The 21329-nt window shown below is 72.7% G+C and carries 17 protein-coding genes; 14 read left to right on the top strand and 3 right to left on the bottom strand.

The features are described 5' to 3' along the window. Positions 1-9 precede the first annotated feature (9 nt). From rsmA to AB0D99_RS18010, 13 genes are all read left to right on the top strand, one after another. Entirely contained in the window at positions 10-882 is an 873-nt protein-coding gene (gene rsmA, locus AB0D99_RS18070) for a 16S rRNA (adenine(1518)-N(6)/adenine(1519)-N(6))-dimethyltransferase RsmA (protein ID WP_362362376.1), read from the top strand. A gap of 68 nt (positions 883-950) precedes the next feature. Next, the gene (locus AB0D99_RS18065; RefSeq protein WP_362362598.1) at positions 951-1886 is read left to right on the top strand and encodes a 4-(cytidine 5'-diphospho)-2-C-methyl-D-erythritol kinase; all 936 of its coding nucleotides are present in this window, start codon (positions 951-953) and stop codon (positions 1884-1886) included. 307 nt (positions 1887-2193) lie between these two features. Continuing rightward, on the top strand, positions 2194-3507 hold the full coding sequence (locus tag AB0D99_RS18060) for an acyltransferase (RefSeq protein ID WP_362362373.1): 1314 nt from the start codon (positions 2194-2196) through the stop codon (positions 3505-3507). Between the two features lie 185 nt (positions 3508-3692). Then, positions 3693-5507 carry a protein kinase gene (locus AB0D99_RS18055; protein WP_362362370.1) on the top strand — a complete coding sequence of 605 codons (1815 nt, stop codon included), beginning with the start codon at positions 3693-3695 and terminating at the stop codon, positions 5505-5507. Positions 5508-5612: 105 nt separating this feature from the next. Further along, on the top strand, positions 5613-7418 hold the full coding sequence (locus AB0D99_RS18050; protein WP_362362367.1) for an ABC-F family ATP-binding cassette domain-containing protein: 1806 nt from the start codon (positions 5613-5615) through the stop codon (positions 7416-7418). 133 nt (positions 7419-7551) lie between these two features. Next, the gene (locus AB0D99_RS18045; protein ID WP_362362364.1) at positions 7552-9393 is read left to right on the top strand and encodes a PQQ-binding-like beta-propeller repeat protein; all 1842 of its coding nucleotides are present in this window, start codon (positions 7552-7554) and stop codon (positions 9391-9393) included. Positions 9394-9406: 13 nt separating this feature from the next. Next, entirely contained in the window at positions 9407-10990 is a 1584-nt protein-coding gene (locus AB0D99_RS18040; RefSeq protein WP_362362361.1) for a PQQ-binding-like beta-propeller repeat protein, read from the top strand. 46 nt (positions 10991-11036) lie between these two features. Then, the gene (locus AB0D99_RS18035) at positions 11037-12842 is read left to right on the top strand and encodes a PQQ-binding-like beta-propeller repeat protein (protein WP_362362358.1); all 1806 of its coding nucleotides are present in this window, start codon (positions 11037-11039) and stop codon (positions 12840-12842) included. A gap of 224 nt (positions 12843-13066) precedes the next feature. Beyond that, positions 13067-13756, top strand: coding sequence for a LuxR C-terminal-related transcriptional regulator (locus AB0D99_RS18030; RefSeq protein ID WP_362362355.1), 690 nt, complete (start codon positions 13067-13069; stop codon positions 13754-13756). 137 nt (positions 13757-13893) lie between these two features. Then, complete coding sequence (galT, locus tag AB0D99_RS18025; protein ID WP_362362352.1) at positions 13894-14937, top strand: galactose-1-phosphate uridylyltransferase; 1044 nt, start codon at positions 13894-13896, stop codon at positions 14935-14937. Continuing rightward, the gene (gene galE, locus AB0D99_RS18020) at positions 14934-15914 is read left to right on the top strand and encodes a UDP-glucose 4-epimerase GalE (protein ID WP_362362349.1); all 981 of its coding nucleotides are present in this window, start codon (positions 14934-14936) and stop codon (positions 15912-15914) included. The genes galT and galE overlap by 4 nt, the downstream gene beginning before the upstream one ends. Further along, positions 15911-17050 carry a galactokinase gene (galK, locus tag AB0D99_RS18015; protein ID WP_362362346.1) on the top strand — a complete coding sequence of 380 codons (1140 nt, stop codon included), beginning with the start codon at positions 15911-15913 and terminating at the stop codon, positions 17048-17050. The genes galE and galK overlap by 4 nt, the downstream gene beginning before the upstream one ends. Before the next feature lie 292 nt (positions 17051-17342). Next, positions 17343-18116, top strand: a complete 774-nt coding sequence (locus AB0D99_RS18010; protein WP_362362343.1) for a response regulator transcription factor — start codon at positions 17343-17345, stop codon at positions 18114-18116. Here AB0D99_RS18010 and AB0D99_RS18005 read toward each other — a convergent pair. After that, entirely contained in the window at positions 18075-18572 is a 498-nt protein-coding gene (locus tag AB0D99_RS18005; protein ID WP_355114470.1) for a MarR family transcriptional regulator, read from the bottom strand. The two genes, AB0D99_RS18010 and AB0D99_RS18005, sit on opposite strands and share 42 nt — an antisense overlap. Before the next feature lie 131 nt (positions 18573-18703). On the opposite strand from AB0D99_RS18005, the gene AB0D99_RS18000 reads away from it, so the two are divergent. After that, on the top strand, positions 18704-19546 hold the full coding sequence (locus AB0D99_RS18000; RefSeq protein WP_362362339.1) for a trans-aconitate 2-methyltransferase: 843 nt from the start codon (positions 18704-18706) through the stop codon (positions 19544-19546). A 90-nt stretch (positions 19547-19636) separates the two neighbouring features. Here AB0D99_RS18000 and AB0D99_RS17995 read toward each other — a convergent pair whose 3' ends face one another. Both AB0D99_RS17995 and AB0D99_RS17990 read right to left on the bottom strand, forming a co-directional pair. Continuing rightward, a complete protein-coding gene (locus tag AB0D99_RS17995; protein WP_260230209.1) occupies positions 19637-20311 on the bottom strand; it encodes a TetR/AcrR family transcriptional regulator in 675 nt (224 codons plus the stop codon). Then, a complete protein-coding gene (locus tag AB0D99_RS17990) occupies positions 20311-21279 on the bottom strand; it encodes a fatty acid desaturase (RefSeq protein ID WP_362362336.1) in 969 nt (322 codons plus the stop codon). Before AB0D99_RS17990 ends, AB0D99_RS17995 begins: the two co-directional genes overlap by 1 nt. Positions 21280-21329 lie beyond the last annotated feature (50 nt).

Here is a 21329-nt window from a genome sequence, read left to right as displayed (position 1 = left end):
GCTGTACCGGTGAGCACCACCACCGGCCCCGAAGGCCCCGACGCCCTCCTCGGCCCCGCCGACATCCGTGAACTGGCCGCCGCCCTCGGCGTGCGCCCCACGAAGCAGAAGGGCCAGAACTTCGTCATCGACGCCAACACGGTCCGGCGGATCGTCCGCACGGCCGACGTGCGCCCCGACGACGTGGTCGTGGAGGTGGGCCCCGGGCTCGGCTCGCTGACCCTGGCACTCCTGGAGTCCGCGGACCACGTGACGGCCGTCGAGATCGACGACGTCCTGGCGGCGGCGCTGCCGTCGACGATCGCCGCCCGGCTGCCGGGCAGGACGGACCACTTCGCGCTGGTCCACTCCGACGCGATGCACGTCCAGGAGCTGCCGGGCCCGCCGCCCACCGCGCTCGTCGCGAACCTCCCGTACAACGTGGCCGTGCCGGTGCTGCTGCACATGCTGGACCGCTTCCCCACGATCGACCGGACCCTGGTCATGGTCCAGGCGGAGGTCGCCGACCGGCTCGCGGCGAAGCCCGGGAACAAGGTGTACGGCGTGCCGTCGGTGAAGGCGAACTGGTACGCCGAGGTCAAGCGGGCCGGCGCGATCGGCCGGAACGTCTTCTGGCCCGCGCCGAACGTCGACTCGGGTCTCGTCTCGCTGGTCCGCCGCAAGGAGCCGCTGGCGACCACCGCGTCCAAGGCGGAGGTCTTCGCGGTCGTCGACGCGGCCTTCGCGCAGCGCCGCAAGACCCTGCGGGCCGCGCTCGCCGGCTGGGCGGGCTCGCCCGCGGCGGCGGAGGAGGCGCTGGTGAAGGCCGGGATCTCGCCGCAGGCGCGGGGCGAGGCACTGACGGTCGAGGAGTTCGCCCGGATCGCGGAGGCGAAGGCGTGAGCGGTACGGGTGCGGGACAGGGCACGCGGAACGGCGCCGGGGCGGACGGCGCGGAGCGGAAGGACCCCATCGGCGCGGCCCCGCGGGGGCCGGAGGCCGGCCGGCGCGTCACCGTGCGGGTGCCCGCGAAGGTCAACGTCCAGTTGGCCGTCGGCGCGGCGCGCCCCGACGGCTTCCACGACCTGGCGAACGTCTTCCTTGCCGTCTCCCTCGCCGACGAGGTCACGGCGGTGCCCGCGGACGAGCTGACGATCACCTGCGAGGGGCCGGACGCGGACAAGGTCCCGCTGGACCGGACGAACCTCGCCGCGCGCGCGGCGGAGCTGCTCGCCGCCCGGCACGGCATCTCCCCGGACGTGCACCTGCACATCGACAAGGACATCCCGGTCGCCGGCGGCATGGCGGGCGGCAGCGCGGACGGCGCGGGCGCCCTGCTCGCATGCGACGCGCTGTGGGGCCTGAACTCCTCGCGCGCGGAGCTCCTGGAGATCTGCGCCGAACTCGGCAGCGACGTTCCGTTCAGCCTGGTCGGCGGGGCGGCGCTCGGTCTCGGACGCGGAGAGCGGCTGACCGGGCTTCCGGTCGGCGGCACGTTCCACTGGGTGTTCGCCGTCGCGGACGGCGGGCTCTCGACCCCGGTGGTGTTCGGCGAGTTCGACCGCCTCACCGCGGGCGTGGACGTGCCCGAGCCCGCCGCCTCCCCCGTGCTCCTGGAGGCCCTGCGCACCGGCGACGTGACCGCCCTCGCCAGCGCCCTGGCCAACGACCTCCAGCCGGCCGCCCTCTCCCTGCGGCCCGCCCTGAACGCCACCCTGGAGGCCGGCACGGCCGCGGGCGCCCTGGCGAGCCTCGTCTCGGGCTCGGGCCCGACGACGGCGTTCCTGGTCAAGGACGCGGAGGCGGCGGACGCCGTGGCGGCCGCTCTGATCGCCTCCGGCACCTGCCGCACGGCCCGCGTCGCCACGTCGGCGGCCCCCGGCGCGACGGTCCTGTCCCGGCCGTAGCCCGCCCCAGGCCCCCTCGTACCCGCGCCGCCCCCGCTCCCGCCGCCCCCGCTCCCGCCGCCCCCGCTTCCGCCGCCCCCGCCCTGCTCCCGCCGCCCCCGCCCTGCTCCCGCCGCCCTGCTCCCGCCGCCCTGCTCCCGCCGCCCTGCTTCCGCCGCCCCCGCCCCTGCTTCCGTCGCCCCGCTCCGGCCGCGTCGGCCTCCTCGGGCGTCGTCGGCCCGGCGGGCGCGGTGGGCCGGGGGTACTCAGGAGCGGTTGAGTATCCGCGCCCTGACGGACCGGCGGCCGTCCGCGGGACGGTGCCCCCATGGGAAACAGCGCAGTCAGTGCCAGGGAGCTCGCCGCCGCCACGCCCGCGACGCGGGACCGGTACGTCGACCTGCTGCGGGTCGCCTCGCTCGGCGTCGTCGTCCTCGGCCACTGGCTGATGGCGGCGGTGACCACCGACGGGTCGGTGGGGAATCTGCTGGCCGTCGTCCCGGAGCTCCAGGCGGTGACCTGGGCGCTCCAGGTCATGCCGGTGTTCTTCTTCGTGGGCGGCTTCGCGCACGCGCTCGCCCACCGCTCGCGCCCGCGCTACGCCGCCTTCCTGCGCGCCCGGCTCCAGCGGCTGCTGCGGCCGACGATGGTGTTCGTCGGGGTGTGGGGTGCCGTCGCGCTCGTCGTCCAGCTCCTCGGCGCGGGCGACGGCGGTCTGACCGGTGTCGCGCTGCGCCTCGTCACCCAGCCGCTGTGGTTCATCGGCATCTACCTCGCCATGGTGGCCTTCACCCCGCCGCTCCTGAAGCTCCACGAGCGCTGGGGGTGGGGCGCGTTCGCCGCGCTCGCGGGCGGGGCGGTCGCCGTGGACGTCCTGCGGTTCGCGGGCGACGTGCCCTTCGTCGAGTTCCTCAACTTCGCCTTCGTCTGGCTCGCGGTCCACCAGCTCGGCTTCCTCAGGGCCGACGGCATGATCCGCCGCCCGGCCGTGCTCGCCGCGGGCGGCCTGCTCGGCGCGGGCCTCCTCGTCGCCCTCGGGCCGTATCCGCTCTCGATGGTCGGAATGCCCGGGGAGAAGGTCTCCAACATGGCGCCGCCGACGCTGGCCCTGCTGGCCCACGGCCTGTGGCTGGTCGGCGCGGTGGAGCTGCTGCGCGGCCCCGGTGCCCGGTTCGCGGCCCGCGCGGGCGTCTGGCACAAGGTCGTCGCGGCCAACGGGATCGCCATGACCGCCTTCCTGTGGCACCTGACCGCGATGCTCGGCGTGTACGGCGCGCTCCTGGCGCTCGACGTGACGCTGCCCGCGCCCGCGACCGGGGCCTGGTGGGCCCAGCTGCCGCTCCGTATCGCCGCCGCGGCCGTCCTCACGGCCCTGCTCGTCGCCGCCTTCCGCCGCTTCGAGCGCCCCGCCCCCGCCGCTCCCGCGACCGGCGACGGCGGTCCGGTCGCCGCCGTCGGCATCACCCTGGCGCTCTTCGGCGTCCTCGGCCTCTCCATGGTCGGCTTCGGGGGCCTCCTGGAGGGCCGCTCGGCGACGCTGATAGCGGTCGAGGTCACCGCCCCGGCGGCGGTCGCGATGGCCTTGGCCGGCTGGCTCCTGGTCGAACGGGCGGGCCGCGTGCGAAGGGTGCGAGTGCACTGATTCCGGGTCAAGCGCGCTGACGGAGAAGGCCGTTGAGGGAACCTGCCACGAGTCGGGGGTTCGGCTTCCGCCGCGAGGCCCGGCCGTGCCCCCGGGGGCGGGCCCGTGCGCACGCGCATGCAGGCGTACCCCTACGCTGGATTGCGATGGCGAAGCCGAACAGTGCGACGGACGGGGTGTGAGAGGTGACGGGGGCGAACGGCGCGGACCTGGTCGGCGAGGTACTGGGCGGGCGATACCGCGTGACCGCGATGATCGGCCGAGGCGGCATGGGTGTGGTCGCCCGCGCGGTGGACCAGGTGCTGAACCGTGAGGTCGCCGTCAAGGTGCTGCGGGCCTACACCGACGCCTCGGCCACCGAACTGACCGATCTGCGGGAGCGGATGCAGCGGGAGGCGCAGGCCGCCGCCCGTGTCCGGCACCGCGGCGTGGTCACCGTGCACGACGTGGTCGAGGAGCGGGGGCTGCCGGTCATCGTCATGGAACTCGTCGACGGGCCCTCCCTCGACGACGTGCTGTCGCGGCGCGGCCCGCTGGACCCGCGCGAGGCGGCCGCCATCGGCGCCGAACTGATGGACGCGCTCGACGCGGCGCACCGGGCCGGAGTCCTGCACCGGGACGTCAAGCCGGGGAACGTGCTGCTGGAGCGGGGCGAGCGGAACGGCCCGGCCGGAGGCTGGGGGAGGATCGTCCTCACCGACTTCGGCATCGCCACGATGGAGACCTCCGGCGACGACGCCATGGCCAAACTGACCCAGAGCGGCCAGCTCGTCGGGTCCCTCGACTATCTGCCGCCGGAGCGCGCCCAGGGGCAGGAACCCGGCCCCGCCTCGGACATCTGGTCGCTCGGCATGACGCTGTACGCGGCGGTGGAAGGCACCTCGCCGTTCCACCGCACGTCGGCCTGGTCCACGTTGTCGGCGATCGTCACCGAGCCGCTGCCGGAGCCCGTGCGAGCGGGCCCGCTCGCTCCGGTGCTGTGGGCGCTGATGGCCAAGGACCCCCACCACCGGCCCGACGCCGCGCAGGCGCGGGGGATGCTGGAGGCGGTCGCCGCGGGCCGCGGCATGCCCTCCGCGCCGGGGTACGCGCGGACTCCGCAAGCCCCCGTGACGCCCGCTCCCGTGCCCCCGGCCGCAGCCCCCGTGCCGCCGGCGCCCGCTCCCGCACCGGCTCCGGCGCCCGGCCCCGCCACCCCGCCCGGCGGCTTCGGTCCCGCCGCCTTCGGCCCCGCTCCCGCGCCGTTCCCGCAGCCCGGTGCGCCCGGCGCCGGGCAGCCGGGCCATCCGGCCGGCCCGCCCGCCGGGAGCGCGGAGGGCCCCGGGACGCCTACCGCGACCGTCCGCGCGCGCCGCCGTCGTACCCGAAGCGTCGTCGCGGCGGCGGTCGCCACCGTCCTCGTCGGCGGCGGTGCCGCCTACGGCCTGATGAACACCGGGAGCGAGCCGGAAGGCGACCCGCAGGCGGCGCGCCCCACGGCGAGCGCCCCGGCCGACGGCGACGTGCCGGCGGCGGGCGGCTCGGGCGACGGCCCGACCTCCCCCGGGGACCTGACGTCCATGAGCCCCGGCACGACGCCTTCCGGCACCCCCTCGGACGGAGACGGGGAGCCCGGTCCCGTCGCGACGACGCCCGGCGACGGGGCAGGCGGCAAGCCGGCCGCGTCCCCGAGCGCTTCCGCCGAGCCGACGCCGACCGCCTCGCCCAGCGCCACGGCGAAGCCCACCCCGGTGCCCACGGCATGCACCGGATGGGCCCACGCGAACCGCAGCGACGGCTACGGGTACCTCTCCCAGAACTCCCACCTCTACACCGGTCCGTACTCGGACTGCGGCTGGGTGACCTCGGTCAAGTCCGGCGTGAAGGTGTACTACCACTGCTACGTCACCAACGCCCACGGCAACAAGTGGATCTACGCCCGCATCCAGAACACGGAGACCGAGGGCTGGGTGTTCGCCGACAAGACCACCGGCGGAAGCGGCGCCCTCGCCCGCTGCTGAGCGTGTCCCGCGCGGGGCGGGGCCCGGGGAGGAACGCCGTACGCCGTCGCACCGGCCCGGCGTCTACCCTTGGACGTCGTTCCCTTCCCCGCTTCAGGAGTCAAAGTGGCCGTCAACCTGGTCAATGTCGAGGCCGTCAGCAAGGTGTACGGCACACGTGCCCTGCTCGACGGTGTCTCGCTCGGCGTCTCCGAGGGCGACCGGATCGGCGTCGTGGGCCGCAACGGTGACGGGAAGACCACGCTCATCCGGATGCTCGCCAAACTGGAGGAGGCCGACACCGGGCGTGTCACGCACAGCGGCGGGCTGCGGCTCGGGGTGCTCACCCAGCACGACTCCCTCGACCCGAAGGCCACCATCCGGCACGAGGTCATCGGTGTCATGGCCGACCACGAGTGGGCCGGCAGCGCCAAGATCCGCGACGTCCTCACCGGACTCTTCGGCGGGCTCGACCTGCCCGGCTTCGAGCAGGGCCTCGACACCGTCATCGGCCCGCTCTCCGGCGGCGAGCGCCGCCGGATCGCGCTCGCCAAGCTGCTCATCGAGGACCAGGACCTGATCGTCCTCGACGAGCCCACCAACCACCTCGACGTCGAGGGCATCGCCTGGCTCGCCAAGCACCTCCAGGAGCGCCGTTCCGCGCTCGTCTGCGTCACGCACGACCGCTGGTTCCTCGACCAGGTCTGCACCCGCATGTGGGACGTGCAGCGCGGCGACGTGCACGAGTACGAGGGCGGCTACTCCGACTACGTCTTCGCCCGCGCCGAGCGCGAGCGCATCGCGGCGACCGAGGAGGCCAAGCGGCAGAACCTGATGCGCAAGGAGCTCGCCTGGCTGCGGCGCGGCGCCCCCGCCCGTACCTCCAAGCCCCGCTACCGCATCGAGGCCGCCAACGAGCTGATCGCCGACGTGCCGCCGCCGCGCGACACCTCCGAGCTGATGAAGTTCGCCAACGCCCGGCTCGGCAAGACGGTCTTCGACCTGGAGAACGTCACCGTCACCGCCGGTCCCAAGACGCTGCTCAAGCACCTCACCTGGCAGCTCGGCCCCGGCGACCGCATCGGCCTCGTCGGCGTCAACGGCGCCGGCAAGACCTCCCTGCTGCGGGCGCTCGCCGACGCGGCCGTCACCCAGGGCGAGGTCCAGCCCGTCGACGGGAAGATCGTCGTCGGCAAGACCGTACGGCTCGCCTACCTCTCCCAGGACGTCACCGAGCTGCCCGCGACACTGCGGGTCCTGGAGGCCGTCCAGCAGATCCGCGACCGGGTCGACCTCGGCAAGGGCCGGGAGATGACCGCCGGTCAGCTGTGCGAGCAGTTCGGTTTCTCCAAGGAGAAGCAGTGGACGCCGGTCGGCGACCTCTCCGGCGGCGAGCGCCGCCGGCTCCAGCTGCTGCGTCTGCTGATGGACGAGCCGAACGTCCTCTTCCTCGACGAGCCCACCAACGACCTGGACATCGAGACCCTCACCCAGCTGGAGGACCTCCTCGACGGCTGGCCCGGCTCGATGGTCGTCATCTCGCACGACCGGTTCTTCATCGAGCGCACCACCGACCGCACCTTCGCGCTGCTCGGTGACGCGACGCTGCGGATGCTGCCCCGCGGTATCGACGAGTACCTGGAGCGGCGCCAGAAGATGATCGAGGCGTCGGTGCCGACGCCGGCCGCCGCGCAGACCGCGCAGAAGCCCGGTGTCTCCGCCGCGGACGCCCGCGCCGCGAAGAAGGAGCTGCAGAAGGTCGAGCGGCAGCTCGACAAGGTCTCCGACAAGGAGGCCAAGCTGCACGCCCAAATCGCCGAAAACGCCACAGACTTCGAGAAGGTCGCAAAGCTGGACGCGGAGCTGCGGGAACTGGCGGGGGAGCGCGAGGAGTTGGAGATGCGCTGGCTGGAACTGGCCGAGGACGCGTAGAGAACCCGTGCAGGACGCGTAACGAGGGCATCACGGGCCGGTCCTCCCTTGGGAACAAGGGACGGACCGGTCACTTTTGCGCCAACCCGGGAGTGGTAGAAAGAAAACCCGCTCACATCAAGGGGGAACGCTGATGACCCAGCCGCCCAGCAACCAGCCGCCGGGCTTCGGCGCACCGAAGGATCCGCAGGACCACGGCACGGGACAGGGCGTCCCGCCGATGCCCCCGGTCCCGCCGCAGGCTCCGCAGAGCCCGCCGCCGGCCGCGCCCGGCCAGGCGGGGGCGCCCTCCGCGCCCCAGGCCCCGGGAGCGCAGCCGGCGCAACCCGGTTACGGCTACCCGCAGCAGGCGCCCCAGCCCGGCTACGGCTACCCGCAGCAGCCCGGCCCGTACGACCAGCAGCCCGGCCCCTACGGTCAGCCGCAGCCCGGCCCGTACAACCAGCAGCCGGGTCCGTACGGTCAGCCGCAGCCCGGCCCCTACGGCGGCTACCCCGGCCAGCCCCAGTACGCCGCCGCCCCCACTCCCTCCGGTGGCGGCAACCCGTTCAAGGGCAAGCCGGGCCTCATCATCGCCGCGGCCGTGGCCGGACTCCTCGTCATCGGCGGCGGCACCTGGTTCGCCCTCAGCGGTGACGACGAGAAGGAGCCGGTCGCCAAGCCGCCCGCGACCAGCGGCACCCCGAAGCCGACCGAGTCCGTGGACCAGGGCGACGGCAGCGGCGACGGCCGCAACGCCGAGGACGACCTCAACGCCGGCCGCAAGCCCGGCGAGGCGAAGATCAACTGGCTGCTGAAGAACAACGTCGACCTGCCCCGCAACGGCGCCGACGTCTTCGGCCCGTGGATCGTCGGCGACGTCGTCGTCAAGGGCATGTACAAGAGCCTCGACGGCTACAGCCTCAGCGACGGCTCCGCCAAGTGGCACCTGGACCTGCCCTTCGAGCTGTGCGCGACCGCCCCCGAGCCGTCCACCGACGGCAGCCTCGTCATCGGCGTCAACGACAGCGCGGGCGACCGCGCCAAGTGCACCGAGCTGCAGAAGGTCGACCTCAAGACCGGCAAGGTCGGCTGGAAGAAGTCCGTCCCCAAGGGCACCGGCTTCAGCTCGCTGTCCGACACCACCCTCGCCATCAGCGGCAACACGGTCACCGCGGCCGGCACCGGCAGCTCGCGCGGCTACTCCCTCGCCGACGGCCGCGAACTCTTCACCGGCCCGACCAGCGGCTGCAAGCCCTACGCGTTCGCGGGCGGCTCCAAGCTGATCGCCGCGGCCAGCTGCCCGACCAGCGACTACAAGAACAAGCAGGAGCAGATCAGCGAGGTCGACCCGAACACCGGAAAGCCCCGGTGGACCTTCAAGCTCCAGCCCAACTGGGAAGTCGACAAGGTCTACTCGGTGAACCCGCTGGTCGTCTCCGCCCAGCAGCGTGACGAGAAGAAGTGGACCGTCTTCGCGGTCACCGCGGACGGCAAGCTCCGCTCGCAGATCGAGGGCGGCACGGACAAGTACGCGCCCAAGTGCGGCGGCGGGTTCGTCGTCTTCGGCCGCAACCTCCAGGGCTGCACGGGCGTGGCCGCCGACGCCAACACCTTCTACATGGCCACCGAGGCCGCCTACGGCACGGCCAACGCGGTCGTCGCCTTCGACCTGAACACCGGCAAGTCCAAGTGGCGCGCCGCGGCCCCGGCCGAGCGGACCATGACCCCGCTGCGTATGGAGGGTGCGGACGTCCTGCTCTACGTGGAGCCCACGTACGACACCGGCGGCGGCGTCGCCACCCTCGCGCCGACCGGCGGCTCGCCGAAGATGCTGCTGCAGCACCAGGCGGCGACCGCGCAGGTCGAGGACACCTTCTACGACGCGGGCTACGCCTACGGCAACGGCACGTTCGTGCTGGCCAGCGGTCGGGTGAGCGCCTCGAACGACAAGGCCGAGAAGGAAGTCAAGACGATGATGGCCTTCGGCAAGTGACGGTCCGACACCGATGAGCACTCCGCAGCAGCCGGGCCCGCCCGTACCGACGCACGGACCGTACGGGCGGCTCAACCCGTACGGGGGCGGGCAGCCCGACCCGCACGGGTCGCCCCCCTCGGCCCCGCCGCCGGCTCCCGGGCAGCCGCCGACGCGGGAGCAGCCGCCCGCCGGCGGGAAGCGCCGCACGACCGCCGTGATCGCGGCCGTCGTGGCCGCGCTGCTCGCCGTCGGCGGCGTGACCTGGTACGCCCTCGGCGGCACCGGGGAGCGCAAGGACGACAAGGCGTCCCCGAGCCCGGGTCCCACCACGGCGAAGCCCACGACGAAGCCCTCGGGTCCCCCCGGGCCCGACACCGACGCCGCGGCCGCCTACAACAAGGGCCGCGGCCCCGGCGACGCCTCCGTCCTCTGGGTCCGCAAGAACGACATCGACGTGCCCCAGCTCGGCGGCTTCATCTTCGGCCCCTGGGTCGACGGGGACACCGTCGTCACCGGCATGTACCGCACGGTCACCGCGGTCTCGGCGAAGGACGGCACGGTGAAGTGGCGGCTGACCCTGGACAGCGAGATCTGCAAGGCGCCGCACCTTCCCTCCGAGGACGGGAAGATCGCCCTGGCCCTCAAGGACAAGCTCCACGCGGAGTCCGGCGACTGCCGCCGGTTCCAGATGGTCGACCTGCGCGCGGGCAAGCTCGGGTGGCAGCAGAAGGTCCCGCAGGAGGACACGTTCGACTGGGCGACCGACTACTCCATCGCCATGAGCGGGGGAACGGTCACCTTCGGCCGGCACGGGTTCTCGACCGGCTACCGCCTCAGCGACGGCAAGAAGCTGTTCGGCCGCTGGGACAAGAGCACGTGCCAGCCGTACGCGTACGCCGGCGGCCCCAAGCTGGTCGCCGCGGTCTCCTGCGAGACCTCCGACGCGGACAAGCCGCAGGAGGAGATCCACGAGGTGGATCCGGTGACGGGCAAGTCCCGTTGGAAGTACCGGCTCCCGGTCGGCTACAGAGTGGACCACGTCCTCTCCGTGCGGCCGCTCATCGTCTCGGCCACCTACCGTGCCCAGGGCGGCCACGGCATCGTCGTCCTCAACGAGGACGGCTCGAAGCGCGTCTCGCTCCAGGGCGACGGCCAGTACGCCGAAGGGTGCGCGGACGAGTCGAGCCACGACGGCAACCTGCAGCGCTGTCAGGTCGTCGCGGACGACTCCACCGCCTACATCTCCACCCTCGCGCCCGCCAAGGGCAAGGCCAACGAGATCGTCGCCTTCGACCTCGACAGCGGCAAGGTGGTCCGGCACATTCCCGGGATGCCGGGACGCATGGCCTGGCCGCTGCGGATGGAGGGCGGTTCGCTCGTCGTCCGGATGCAGGCGCTGATCGACGAGCCCGGCTCCCTGGCCACCGTCGCGCCGGGCGCGACCAAGGCCGTCGAGTTCCTCCGCGTTCCGCGCGCCGCCGCGCGCGCCGCGTCGCGCTACTACGCCTCTCCGGCGCTGTATCTCGACGGCCGTCTCATCCTTGTGCAGACCATCATCGCGGGCACCGACGACGAGGAACGGAAGAGGGAGACGCTGATGGCCTTCGGCAAGTGACACCGATCCCCTGCCCTCCTTCCGACACCTCAGAGGACCTCACACCATGACCCAGCCACCGCCGCCGCCGAACCAGCCGCCGGGCCCCCCGCCGAACCAGCCGCCCGGCCCGCCCCAGGGGGGCTTCGGCGCGCCCCAGGACCCCCCGCCGGGCGGGTTCGGCGCGCCCACGCCGCCGCCGGAGCAGCCCGGGTACGGATACCCGCAGCAGCCGCCCACGCAGCCGCAGCAGTACGGGTACCCGCAGCAGCCGCCGACGCAGCCGCAGCAGCAGTACGGCTACCCGCAGCAGGGACAGCAGCAGTACGGGTACCCGCAGCAGGGGCAGCCGCAGTACGGGTACCCGACCCAGCCGCAGTACCCGCAGGCGCCGATGCCCGCCGGCGGCGGCAAGAAGCTGTCCTCGCAGATGCAGATCATCATCGCCGCCGTGGTCGCGGTCGCCCTGATCGTCGGCGGCGGCATCTGGTACGCCGCCTCCGGCGACGGCGAGGAGAACCCCAGCGCCAAGGGCTCCGGTTCGACCCAGGGCCAGGGCGGGGACAAGGGCAACGGGCTCGGCGGCAACGGCAAGGAGAAGGTGCCCGCCAACACCCAGTCCAAGCTCTCCTTCCAGCTGCCGAAGCCGAAGGTCGAGGACCTCACGGACGTGACCGGCTCCTGGATCACGGACAAGGCGTTCGTGAAGACGGGCGTCAACTCGATCGTCGCCCACGACCTCGACAAGGGCACGCCGCTGTGGACGCTGCCCCTCGTGGGCCAGGTCTGCGGCTCCTCGCGCCACGTCACGGCGGACAACAAGGTGGCGATCCTCTTCGAGGGCGCCAAGCGCGTCGCGCCGAAGTTCTACCAGCCGTGCACCGAGGTCGGCGTGGTCGACCTGGCCGCCGGAAAGCTGGTGTGGTCGACGTCGGTCACCGGCGGTTCGGCCGGCGACCAGAAGGCGCGGTTCAGCGAGGTCACGTTGAGCGGCACGACCGTCGCGGCCGGAGGCACGGACGGCGGCGCCGCCTTCGACCTGGCCAACGGCAACTCCCGCTGGAAGCCGTCGGTCGACTCCAACAACTGCTACGACATGGGGTACGGCGGCGGCGCCGGCATCGTCGCCGCCCGCAAGTGCGGTTCGTACGACGCCCGTTACGTCGTCATCCAGAACCTGGACCCGATGACGGGCCGGCCGATCTCGCAGTACAAGATGCCCGCGGGCGTGGAGTACGCGGCGATCGTCTCGACCAAGCCGCTCGTCGTCGCGGCCGACGTCGGCGACACCGCCGGTGACGGCAGCGGCATCTCGGACTTCTTCTCGATCGACGAGAAGACCGGCAAGCTGAAGGCCAAGATCGCGGCGGACGCGGAGCGGTACGGGGCCCGCTGCCGCTCGACCAAGGTCGAGGCGTGCTCCAAGGTGCTCGTCGGCAACAACCGGCTCTACGTGCCGACCGAGGAGCACGAGGGCTCCACCGGGGAGTACGGCGACGAGACCAACGAGATCGTCTCCTTCGACCTGGCCACCGGGAAGACGACGTCCGACAAGGCGGACGCCGGCGACCGGTACACGCTGGTGCCGCTGCGCATGGACGGCGGCAACCTCATCGCGTACAAGGTCCCGCCGTACGACAAGGGCGGTCAGGTCGTCTCGATCGACGGCGGCACGATGAAGTCGACGGTCCTCATGGAGAACCCGTCGGACAAGTCGGTGCGGGACGCGGAGGACTCCTTCAGCGAGGACTACTCCGAGATCCTGTACGGCAACGGCCGGATGTTCATCTCGGCGCTGATGGTCAGCAAGCCGCGCGAGTCGTCCTCGACGACCCTCAAGGAGTACCTGGCGCTGGGGTTCAGCACGAACTGACCCCGTCGGGACCGTGACGGCCCGGCGCGTCGACCTGTCGACGCGCCGGGCCGTCCGCGTACCCGGGGCCGACATCGCGACAGGAGCCGCCGGAGCAAGGCGATTTCGGCCCGTGGGTGGCATTCCGTCGGAGTTCGGGAACGTATGCCCCCAGGAGCGTGTAGTTTGCCGGGTCATCGGAATGGGGCCGGGGGACGGCCCCAGGGGGGACAAGGGGTTGCTCGATGGGCGTGCGGCTCATGGTGGTCGACGACCACAGACTGCTGGCCGAGGCACTGGCCTCGGCGTTGAAACTGCGCGGGCACCGGGTGCTCGCGGCGGCCGCCCCGGTGGCGGGCGCCGCGGAGCTCGTGGTGAGCCGGGCGCCTGAGGTGTGTCTGCTCGGCACGGCCGCGCCGGCCGAGCCGGGCGTCTTCGACCCGATCGTGCGGATCAAGCGCGAGCGTCCGCAGGTGGCCGTGGTCGTGCTCGGGCCGGTGCCGTCGCCGCTCGGGATCGCGGCGGCCTTCGCGGCCGGGGCGTCGGGGTACGTCCGGCACGACGAGCGCATCGAGGGCGTCGAGCGGGCGCTGATCAAGGCGCGGGCGGGGGAGACGGCGGTGGCGCCGCAGCTCCTCCAGGGGGCCTTCGCCGAGCTGCTCAACCCGGCGGCGCAGCCGGACGACGAGGGCCAGCGGCTCCTGGGGATGCTGACGCCGAGGGAGGTCGAGGTCCTGGTCCGGGTGGCGGAGGGGGAGGACACCCGGCTCATCGCCGCGGGCATGGGCATCGCGCCGAGCACGGCGCGGACGCACGTCCAGCGGGTCCTGATGAAGCTGGGCGTCGGCTCCCGCCTGGAGGCGGCGGCGCTCGCGGCCCGGACCGGTCTGCTGGACCACGCGCCCGTGCCGGGTCCCCGAGGTGAACGCCCCTAGCGGCTCCCGGCCCGCGGAGCGGGGAGCCGCGGGGCCCGCGCCCACGACCGCGTCGCGGCAGGGTCCGCCATTGACTGCGATGTTTGGTTGTGATTCCTTGTGCGTGGTTCTGTTTGGTTCCCCGTTGAGGACGCCTTGTGAAGAAGACCGTCACCACGCTCGCCGACGGGCGGGAGCTCATCTACTACGACGCGCGGGGAGACGCCGTGCGCGACGGGGTCGACGCGAGGCCCCTCGACCCCGTCTCCTCGCGCTCCGAGATCCGGTACGACGCGCTCCTCGGGGACAACGTCGTGGTCGCCTCGCACCGGCAGGGGCGGACCTACCACCCGCCCGCCGACGAGTGCCCGCTCTGCCCCTCGGCGGACGGGCGGCGGAGCGAGATCCCGGCCACCGACTACGAGGTCGCCGTCTTCGAGAACCGCTTCCCCTCCCTCGCCGGGGACGCCGGGCGGTGCGAGGTCGTCTGCTTCACCTCCGACCACGACGCCTCCTTCGCCGACCTGACCCCCGAGCGCGCCGCACTCGTCCTCGACGCCTGGACCGACCGGACCGCCGAACTCGCCGGACGGCCGGGCGTCCGGCAGGTGTACTGCTTCGAGAACCGGGGCGCCGAGATCGGCGTCACCCTGGGCCACCCGCACGGCCAGATCTACGCCTTCCCGTTCACCACTCCGCGCACCGCCCTCCAGCTGCGCAACGCCGCCGAGCACCGGGCCCGTACCGGACGCAACCTCTTCGACGACCTCGTCGCCCGAGAACGCGCCGACGGCGTCCGGGTCGTCCTGGAGAGCGAGCACTGGATCGCCTTCGTGCCGTACGCCGCGCACTGGCCGTACGAGGTCCATCTGCACCCGACACGCCGGGTGCCCGATCTCCGGGCCCTCGACGACGCGGCGCGCACAGACTGCGCACAGGTCTATCTGGAACTGTTGAGGCGCTTCGACCGGATCTTCGGTCCGCAGGAGCCGCCCACGCCGTACATCGCCGCCTGGCACCAGGCGCCGTTCACCGGCGAGGACCGGGAGGAGTTCGGGCTGCATCTGGAGCTCTTCACCGTCCGGCGGGCGCCCGGCAGGCTGAAGTACCTCGCGGGCACCGAGTCCGGCATGGGCGCCTTCATGAACGACGTGCCGCCGGAGGCGGCGGCCGAGCGACTGCGAGAGGTGGCCGGCACGTGACGGCAGCGACATCGAGATACCTGGTGACGGGCGGTGCGGGGTATGTGGGGAGCACCGTCGCCCGGCACCTGCTGGAGGCGGGCCACGAGGTCACCGTCCTCGACGACCTCTCCACCGGCTTCGCCGAGGGCGTCCCGGCCGGCGCGGAGTTCGTCGAGGGCCGCGTCCAGGACGCCGCGAAGTGGCTCGACGGCTCGTACGACGGCGTGCTGCACTTCGCCGCCTTCTCCCAGGTCGGCGAGTCGGTCGCCGAGCCGGAGAAGTACTGGGAGAACAACGTCGGCGGAACGCTGGCCCTGCTGGCGGCCATGCGCGCGGCGGGCGTGGGCAAGCTGGTCTTCTCCTCCACCGCCGCGACCTACGGCGAGCCGGAGTCCGTCCCGGTCACCGAGGCCGCGGCGACCGCCCCGACGAGCCCCTACGGCGCCTCCAAGCTGGCCGTGGACCACATGATCGGCGGCGTGTGCGCCGCCCACGGCCTCGCCGCGGTCTCGCTGCGGTACTTCAACGTGGCCGGCGCGTACGGCGGTTGCGGCGAGCGCCACGATCCCGAGTCGCACCTGATCCCCCTCGTCCTGGAGGTCGCCCTCGGGAAGCGCGAGGCGATCAGCGTGTACGGCGACGACTACCCGACCCCCGACGGCACCTGCGTACGCGACTACATCCATGTCGCGGACCTCGCCGAGGCCCATCTGCTCGCGCTCGGCGCCATGACGCCCGGTGAGCATCTGATCTGCAACCTCGGCAACGGCAACGGCTTCTCCGTGCGGGAGGTCGTCGAGACCGTCCGCACGGTGACCGGGCGCCCCGTCCCCGAGGTGACGGCCGGGCGCCGGCCCGGCGACCCGGCGGTGCTCGTCGCCTCGGCGGAGGCCGCCCGCGAGCGGCTCGGCTGGATTCCGTCCCGCCCGGACCTGGCGGACATCGTGCGCGACGCGTGGGCGTTCGCGAGAGAGCGGGAGCGGGGACGCGGATGAGCGTGGCGGGCGAGTTCGAGGCGCTGTACGGGACGGTGCCGGAGGGCGTCTGGGCCGCCCCCGGGCGCGTCAACCTGATCGGTGAGTACACCGACTTCAACGAGGGTTTCGTGATGCCGCTGGCCCTGCCCCACCGGGCCGTGGCCGCCGTGTCACGGCGGGACGACGGGGTGCTGCGGGTGCACTCCGCCGATGTCGGGGGCGGGGTGGTCCAGCTCGGCGTCGACGCCCTCGAACCGCTCTCCGGGGCGGGCTGGGCCGCGTACCCGGCCGGAGTCGTCTGGGCGCTGCGCGAGGCGGGCCACCCGGTCACCGGGGCGGACGTCCACCTCGCCTCGACCGTCCCGACCGGCGCGGGCCTCTCGTCCTCGGCCGCCCTGGAGGTCGTCACCGCGCTCGCCCTGGACGAACTCTTCGGGCTGGGGCTGAGCCGCCCCGAGATCGCGGTCCTCGCCCAGCGCGCGGAGAACGCCTTCGTCGGCGTCCCCTGCGGGGTGATGGACCAGATGGCGTCCGCGTGCGCGGAGGAGGGCCATGTGCTCTTCCTGGACACCCGCGATCTCTCGTACCGCCAGGTGCCCTTCGACCTGGCCGCGACCGGGCTGCGTCTGCTGGTCGTGGACACCCGGGTGAAGCACGCGCTCGGGGACGGCGCGTACGCGGAACGGCGCGCCGGGTGCGAAGCCGGTGCGCGGGCGCTCGGTGTGCGCGCGCTGCGCGAAGTCCCGTACGCGCAACTGCCCGATTCTCTCGCGCGTTTGAGCGATGAATCGGTTCGTCGCTATGTCCGGCACGTCGTCTCGGACAACCACCGGGTCGAGCGGACCATCGCCCTCCTCGACGCCGGGGACGCGCGCGCGGTCGGTCCGGTCCTCACCGAGGGCCATGTCTCGCTGCGGGACGATCTGCGGGTCTCCTGCCCCGAGTTGGACCTGGCGGTCGAGGCGGCGAACGCGGCGGGCGCGCTCGGGGCCCGGATGACGGGCGGTGGTTTCGGCGGTTCGGCGATCGTGCTGGTGGAGGAGCGGACGGCGGACGCGGTGGCCGCGGCGGTGGAGAAGGCGTTCGCCGACGCCGGGTTCACCGCTCCGAGGACCTTCCCCGCGGTGCCCTCGATAGGCGCGCGGCGGCTCTGAATGCCCGGAAAGCACCCCTCGATCGTCGACTTTCGTCGTGATCGGGCACATGCGGCACGGCGGTACCGAGGTGTTCGGCCACTTCTGCGAATCGGCTTCCGCCGCGGCGCCCCGCCCGTACTCTGATGCACAGCACCGGTGGGGGCCGGTGCTGATCAGGGGGCGAGACCAGTCGGGTACGGCGCCCGGGACGGGGTAGCAGTCACTGCACGGCGGCGGCCGTGCGGTCGACGGACCCCTGTCCCCGGCGCCGTACCCGCGCCGGTCCGTTCCTCGACACTTGGGGGTGTCCGTGGGTCGTATCCGGGTTCTGGTGGTGGACGACCACCGCATCTTCGCCGAGTCGCTGGCGGCCGCGCTCGCGGCCGAGCCGGACGTCGACGTGTCCGCCGCCGGCAGCGGCCCCGCCGCCCTGCGCTGTCTGGACCGCGCGGTCGCCGAGGGGCGCCGGTACGACGTGATGCTGGTCGACGCCGACCTCGGCGCGGCGGTCGGGCCGGCGGCTTCGGTGGCGGTGGCCCGGGTCGTACCGGACCACGGAGAGGGCGTCGTCGACGGCATCTCGCTGGTCGCCGGGGTCCGTTCGGGGCAGCCGGCCGTCCGCACGGTCGTGCTCGCGGAGAAGGACGACGCCCACCGGGCCGCCCTCGCGCTGCAGGCGGGGGCCTCGGGATGGGTCGCCAAGGACTGCTCGCTGCAGCGCCTGCTGGCGGTGATCCGCGGGGTCCTGCGCGACGAGACGCATCTGCCGCCCGCCCTCCTCACCGGCGTGCTGCGGGAGCTGACGGCGGCCCGGAAGCACCGGACCGAGAGCGAACAGCTGGTGGAGTCGCTGACCCCGCGCGAGCGGGAGGTGCTGCGCTGCATGGTGGCCGGCCTGGGGCGCAAGGCCGTGGCCGAGCGGCTCTTCCTCTCCCCGCACACGGTCCGTACGCACATGCAGAACGTGCTCGGGAAGCTGGGCGTGCACTCCACGCTGGCCGCGGTCGCCCTGGCGCGCCGGGCCGGGGTCGGCCCCGCCGAACTAGCCGGGGATGTTGTCGAACGGGGCGGTCAGCTGGCGTAGCAGTCCAGCGAGTTCACCGCGCTGGGTGCGGGAGAGCTGGGCCAGGATGGCCCGCTCCTGGGCGAGCAGCCCGGCGAGGGCCTGGTCGGCGCGGTCGCGGCCCTCGGGGGTGAGGCGGACCAGCACCCCGCGCCGGTCGCTGGGGTCGGGCAGCCGCTCGACCAGGCCCTTCTTGGTGAGCCGGTCGATACGGTTGGTCATCGTGCCGGAGGTGACCAGCGTCTGGGTGAGGAGCTGGCCGGGGGAGAGCTGGTACGGGGCGCCGGCGCGGCGCAGCGACGTGAGGACGTCGAACTCCCAGGGCTCCAGCTGATGCTCGGAGAAGGCGAGCCGACGGGCGCGGTCGAGGTGGCGCGCGAGCCGTGAGACGCGGCTCAGCACCTCGAGCGGTTCCACGTCGAGGTCCGGGCGCTCACGGCGCCATGCAGCGACCAGCCGGTCGACCTCGTCCTCCATGACGATCAGTGTAGAGGGTCTGTTGACATAAAGTCTCTTGACGTCAAGATATATTCGGCTGGACTATGGGGAAGGACCGGGCCGGAACCCTGTTCCGCTTCGGCAACTCGTTCCAGCAAGGGGGCTCGAACATGTATTCCGCACCATCCTCAGCGTCCGCGGCACCGACATGGGACCCGCAGCAGTACCTCCGTCACTCCGGACACCGCGCCCGGCCCTTCCTCGACCTGCTCGCCCGAATACCGCACCTCCCCACGGGTGACCGTCCCGCCCGGATCGCCGACCTCGGCTGCGGCCCCGGCAACGTGACCGTCCTGCTCGCCGACCGCTGGCCCGACGCACACATCACCGGCTTCGACCTCTCACCGGACATGCTGGAACGGGCCGAGAAGGACTGGGCGGGCACGACGGCCGGCGGCGGCTGGCTGGACTTCCGCCGCGCCGACGCGGCCCACTGGACTCCCGACGAGCCCTATGACCTGATCGTCTCCAACGCCGCCCTCCAGTGGGTCCCCAACCACCCCGAGTCCTTCGCCCCCTGGATCGACGGCCTCAAGCCGGGCGGAACGTTCGCCTTCCAGGTCCCCGGAAACTTCACCTCGCCGAGCCACGCCCTGCTCGGCGAACTCTGCGACACCCCGCAATGGCGCGACCGCCTCCACGGAGAAGGCCGCCGATTCGTCCATGTCCTCGACGCGGCCGACTATCTCAACCGTCTTGCCGACCTCGGCTGCGAGACCGACACCTGGGAGACCACCTACTCACAACTCCTCCTCGGCGAGGACCCCGTCCTCGACTGGGTCAAGGGCACCGCCCTGCGCCCCGTACTGACCGCACTGGAAGGCGACCGGGAGGCGACGGACGCCTTCCTCGCCCAGTACCGCGACCTGCTGCGCGAGGCGTACCCGCCGGGGCCGCACGGCACGGTCTTCCCCTTCCGCCGCATCTTCGCCGTCGCCACCAAGCCGCGGTGACGGGAACGCGGTCGGCCACGCCCCGGTTACACACGGGCGCCCCGCACCTGGACGAGGTGCGGGGCGCCCGTGAACCACCGGACCGGCGCGTCAGCTCTTGCGATGCCCTATCAGCCGCGGCTTCTGCTCAAGACCGTCCAGGCCGTGCCACGCCAGGTTCACCAGATGCGCCGCGACCTCCGCCTTCTTCGGCTTCCGGACGTCCAGCCACCACTGACCCGTCAGCGCCACACTGCCCACCAGCGCCTGCGCGTACAGCGGCGCCAGCTTCGGGTCGAAACCGCGGGCCTTGAACTCCAGACCCAGGATGTCCTCGACCTGCGTGGCGATGTCGCTGATCAGCGAGGCGAACGTGCCGGTCGACTGCGCCACCGGCGAATCGCGGACCAGGATCCGGAAACCGTCCGTGTACCTCTCGATGTAGTCGAGGAGCGCGAAGGCCGCCTGCTCCAGCAGCTCGCGCGGATGCCCCGCGGTCAGCGCCCCGGTCACCATGTCCAGCAGCTGGCGCATCTCCCGGTCGACCACGACCGCGTACAGCCCCTCCTTGCCGCCGAAGTGCTCGTACACCACCGGCTTGGAGACCCCGGCCTTCGCGGCGATCTCCTCCACGGACGTGCCCTCGAACCCCTTGGCGGCGAACAGCGTCCGGCCGATGTCCAGCAGCTGCTCCCGGCGCTCCGCGCCCGTCATCCTCACCCGTCGGCCACGCCGGGGCTTGTTCTCGCTGCTGCTGGTACTGCCGTCGATCGCCACGTTCTCCATCATGCCGCGTCGACGGGCTCGCCCCGGCGTCGGGCTTCGATCCGGGCGGCGTTCGGCCAGCGCACGTCGTACGCCCAGCCCAGCTTCTCGAACCACCGGATCAGCCGGGCGCTGGAGTCGACCTGGCCCCGCAGCACCCCGTGCCGCGCCGAGGTCGGGTCCGCGTGATGCAGGTTGTGCCAGGACTCGCCGCACGACAGCACCGCCAGCCACCACACGTTGCCCGAACGGTCCCGGGACTTGAAGGGGCGCTTGCCGACCGCGTGACAGATCGAGTTGATCGACCACGTCACGTGGTGCAGCAGCGCGACCCGGACCAGCGAACCCCAGAAGAACGCGGTGAACGCACCCCACCAGGACATCGTCACCAGACCGCCGACCAGCGGCGGGATCATGAGCGACAGGATCGTCCAGAAGATGAACTGGCGCGAGATCGCCCGGAGCGCCGGGTCCTTGATCAGATCGGGCGCGTACTTGTGCTGCGGCGTGCGCTCCTCGTCGAACATCCAGCCGATGTGCGCCCACCACAGCCCCTTCATCAGGGCCGGCACCGTCTCGCCGAAACGCCACGGCGAGTGCGGGTCGCCCTCCGCGTCGGAGAACTTGTGGTGCTTGCGGTGGTCCGCCACCCAGCGCACCAGCGGACCCTCCACCGCCAGCGAGCCCATGATCGCGAGCGCGATCCGCAGCGGCCGCTTGGCCTTGAAGGAACCGTGCGTGAAGTAGCGGTGGAAACCGATCGTGATGCCGTGGCAGCCGATGTAGTACATCGTCACCAGCAGGGCCAGATCGAGCCAGGACACGCCGCCCCAGCTCCAGGCCAGCGGCACGGCCGCGACCAGGGCGATGAAGGGCACCGTGATGAACAGCAGCAGCGTGATCTGCTCGATCGATCGCTTCTTGTCCCCGCCGAGCGTGGCGAGAGGGAGGGCCTGTTCGGTTTCGAGCAACTCGGGGCTAGCGGTCATGGGTGTCCCCTGGGGATGAAGGGATGAGGATGAAACTGAGCGGAACGGGA

Origin of the sequence: Streptomyces sp. NPDC047971, assembly GCF_040653355.1 — a bacterium.
Taxonomy (GTDB): domain Bacteria; phylum Actinomycetota; class Actinomycetes; order Streptomycetales; family Streptomycetaceae; genus Streptomyces.
The sequence above is the reverse complement of the archived record's forward strand: the minus strand, read 5'-3'. Positions and strand labels throughout refer to the sequence as shown.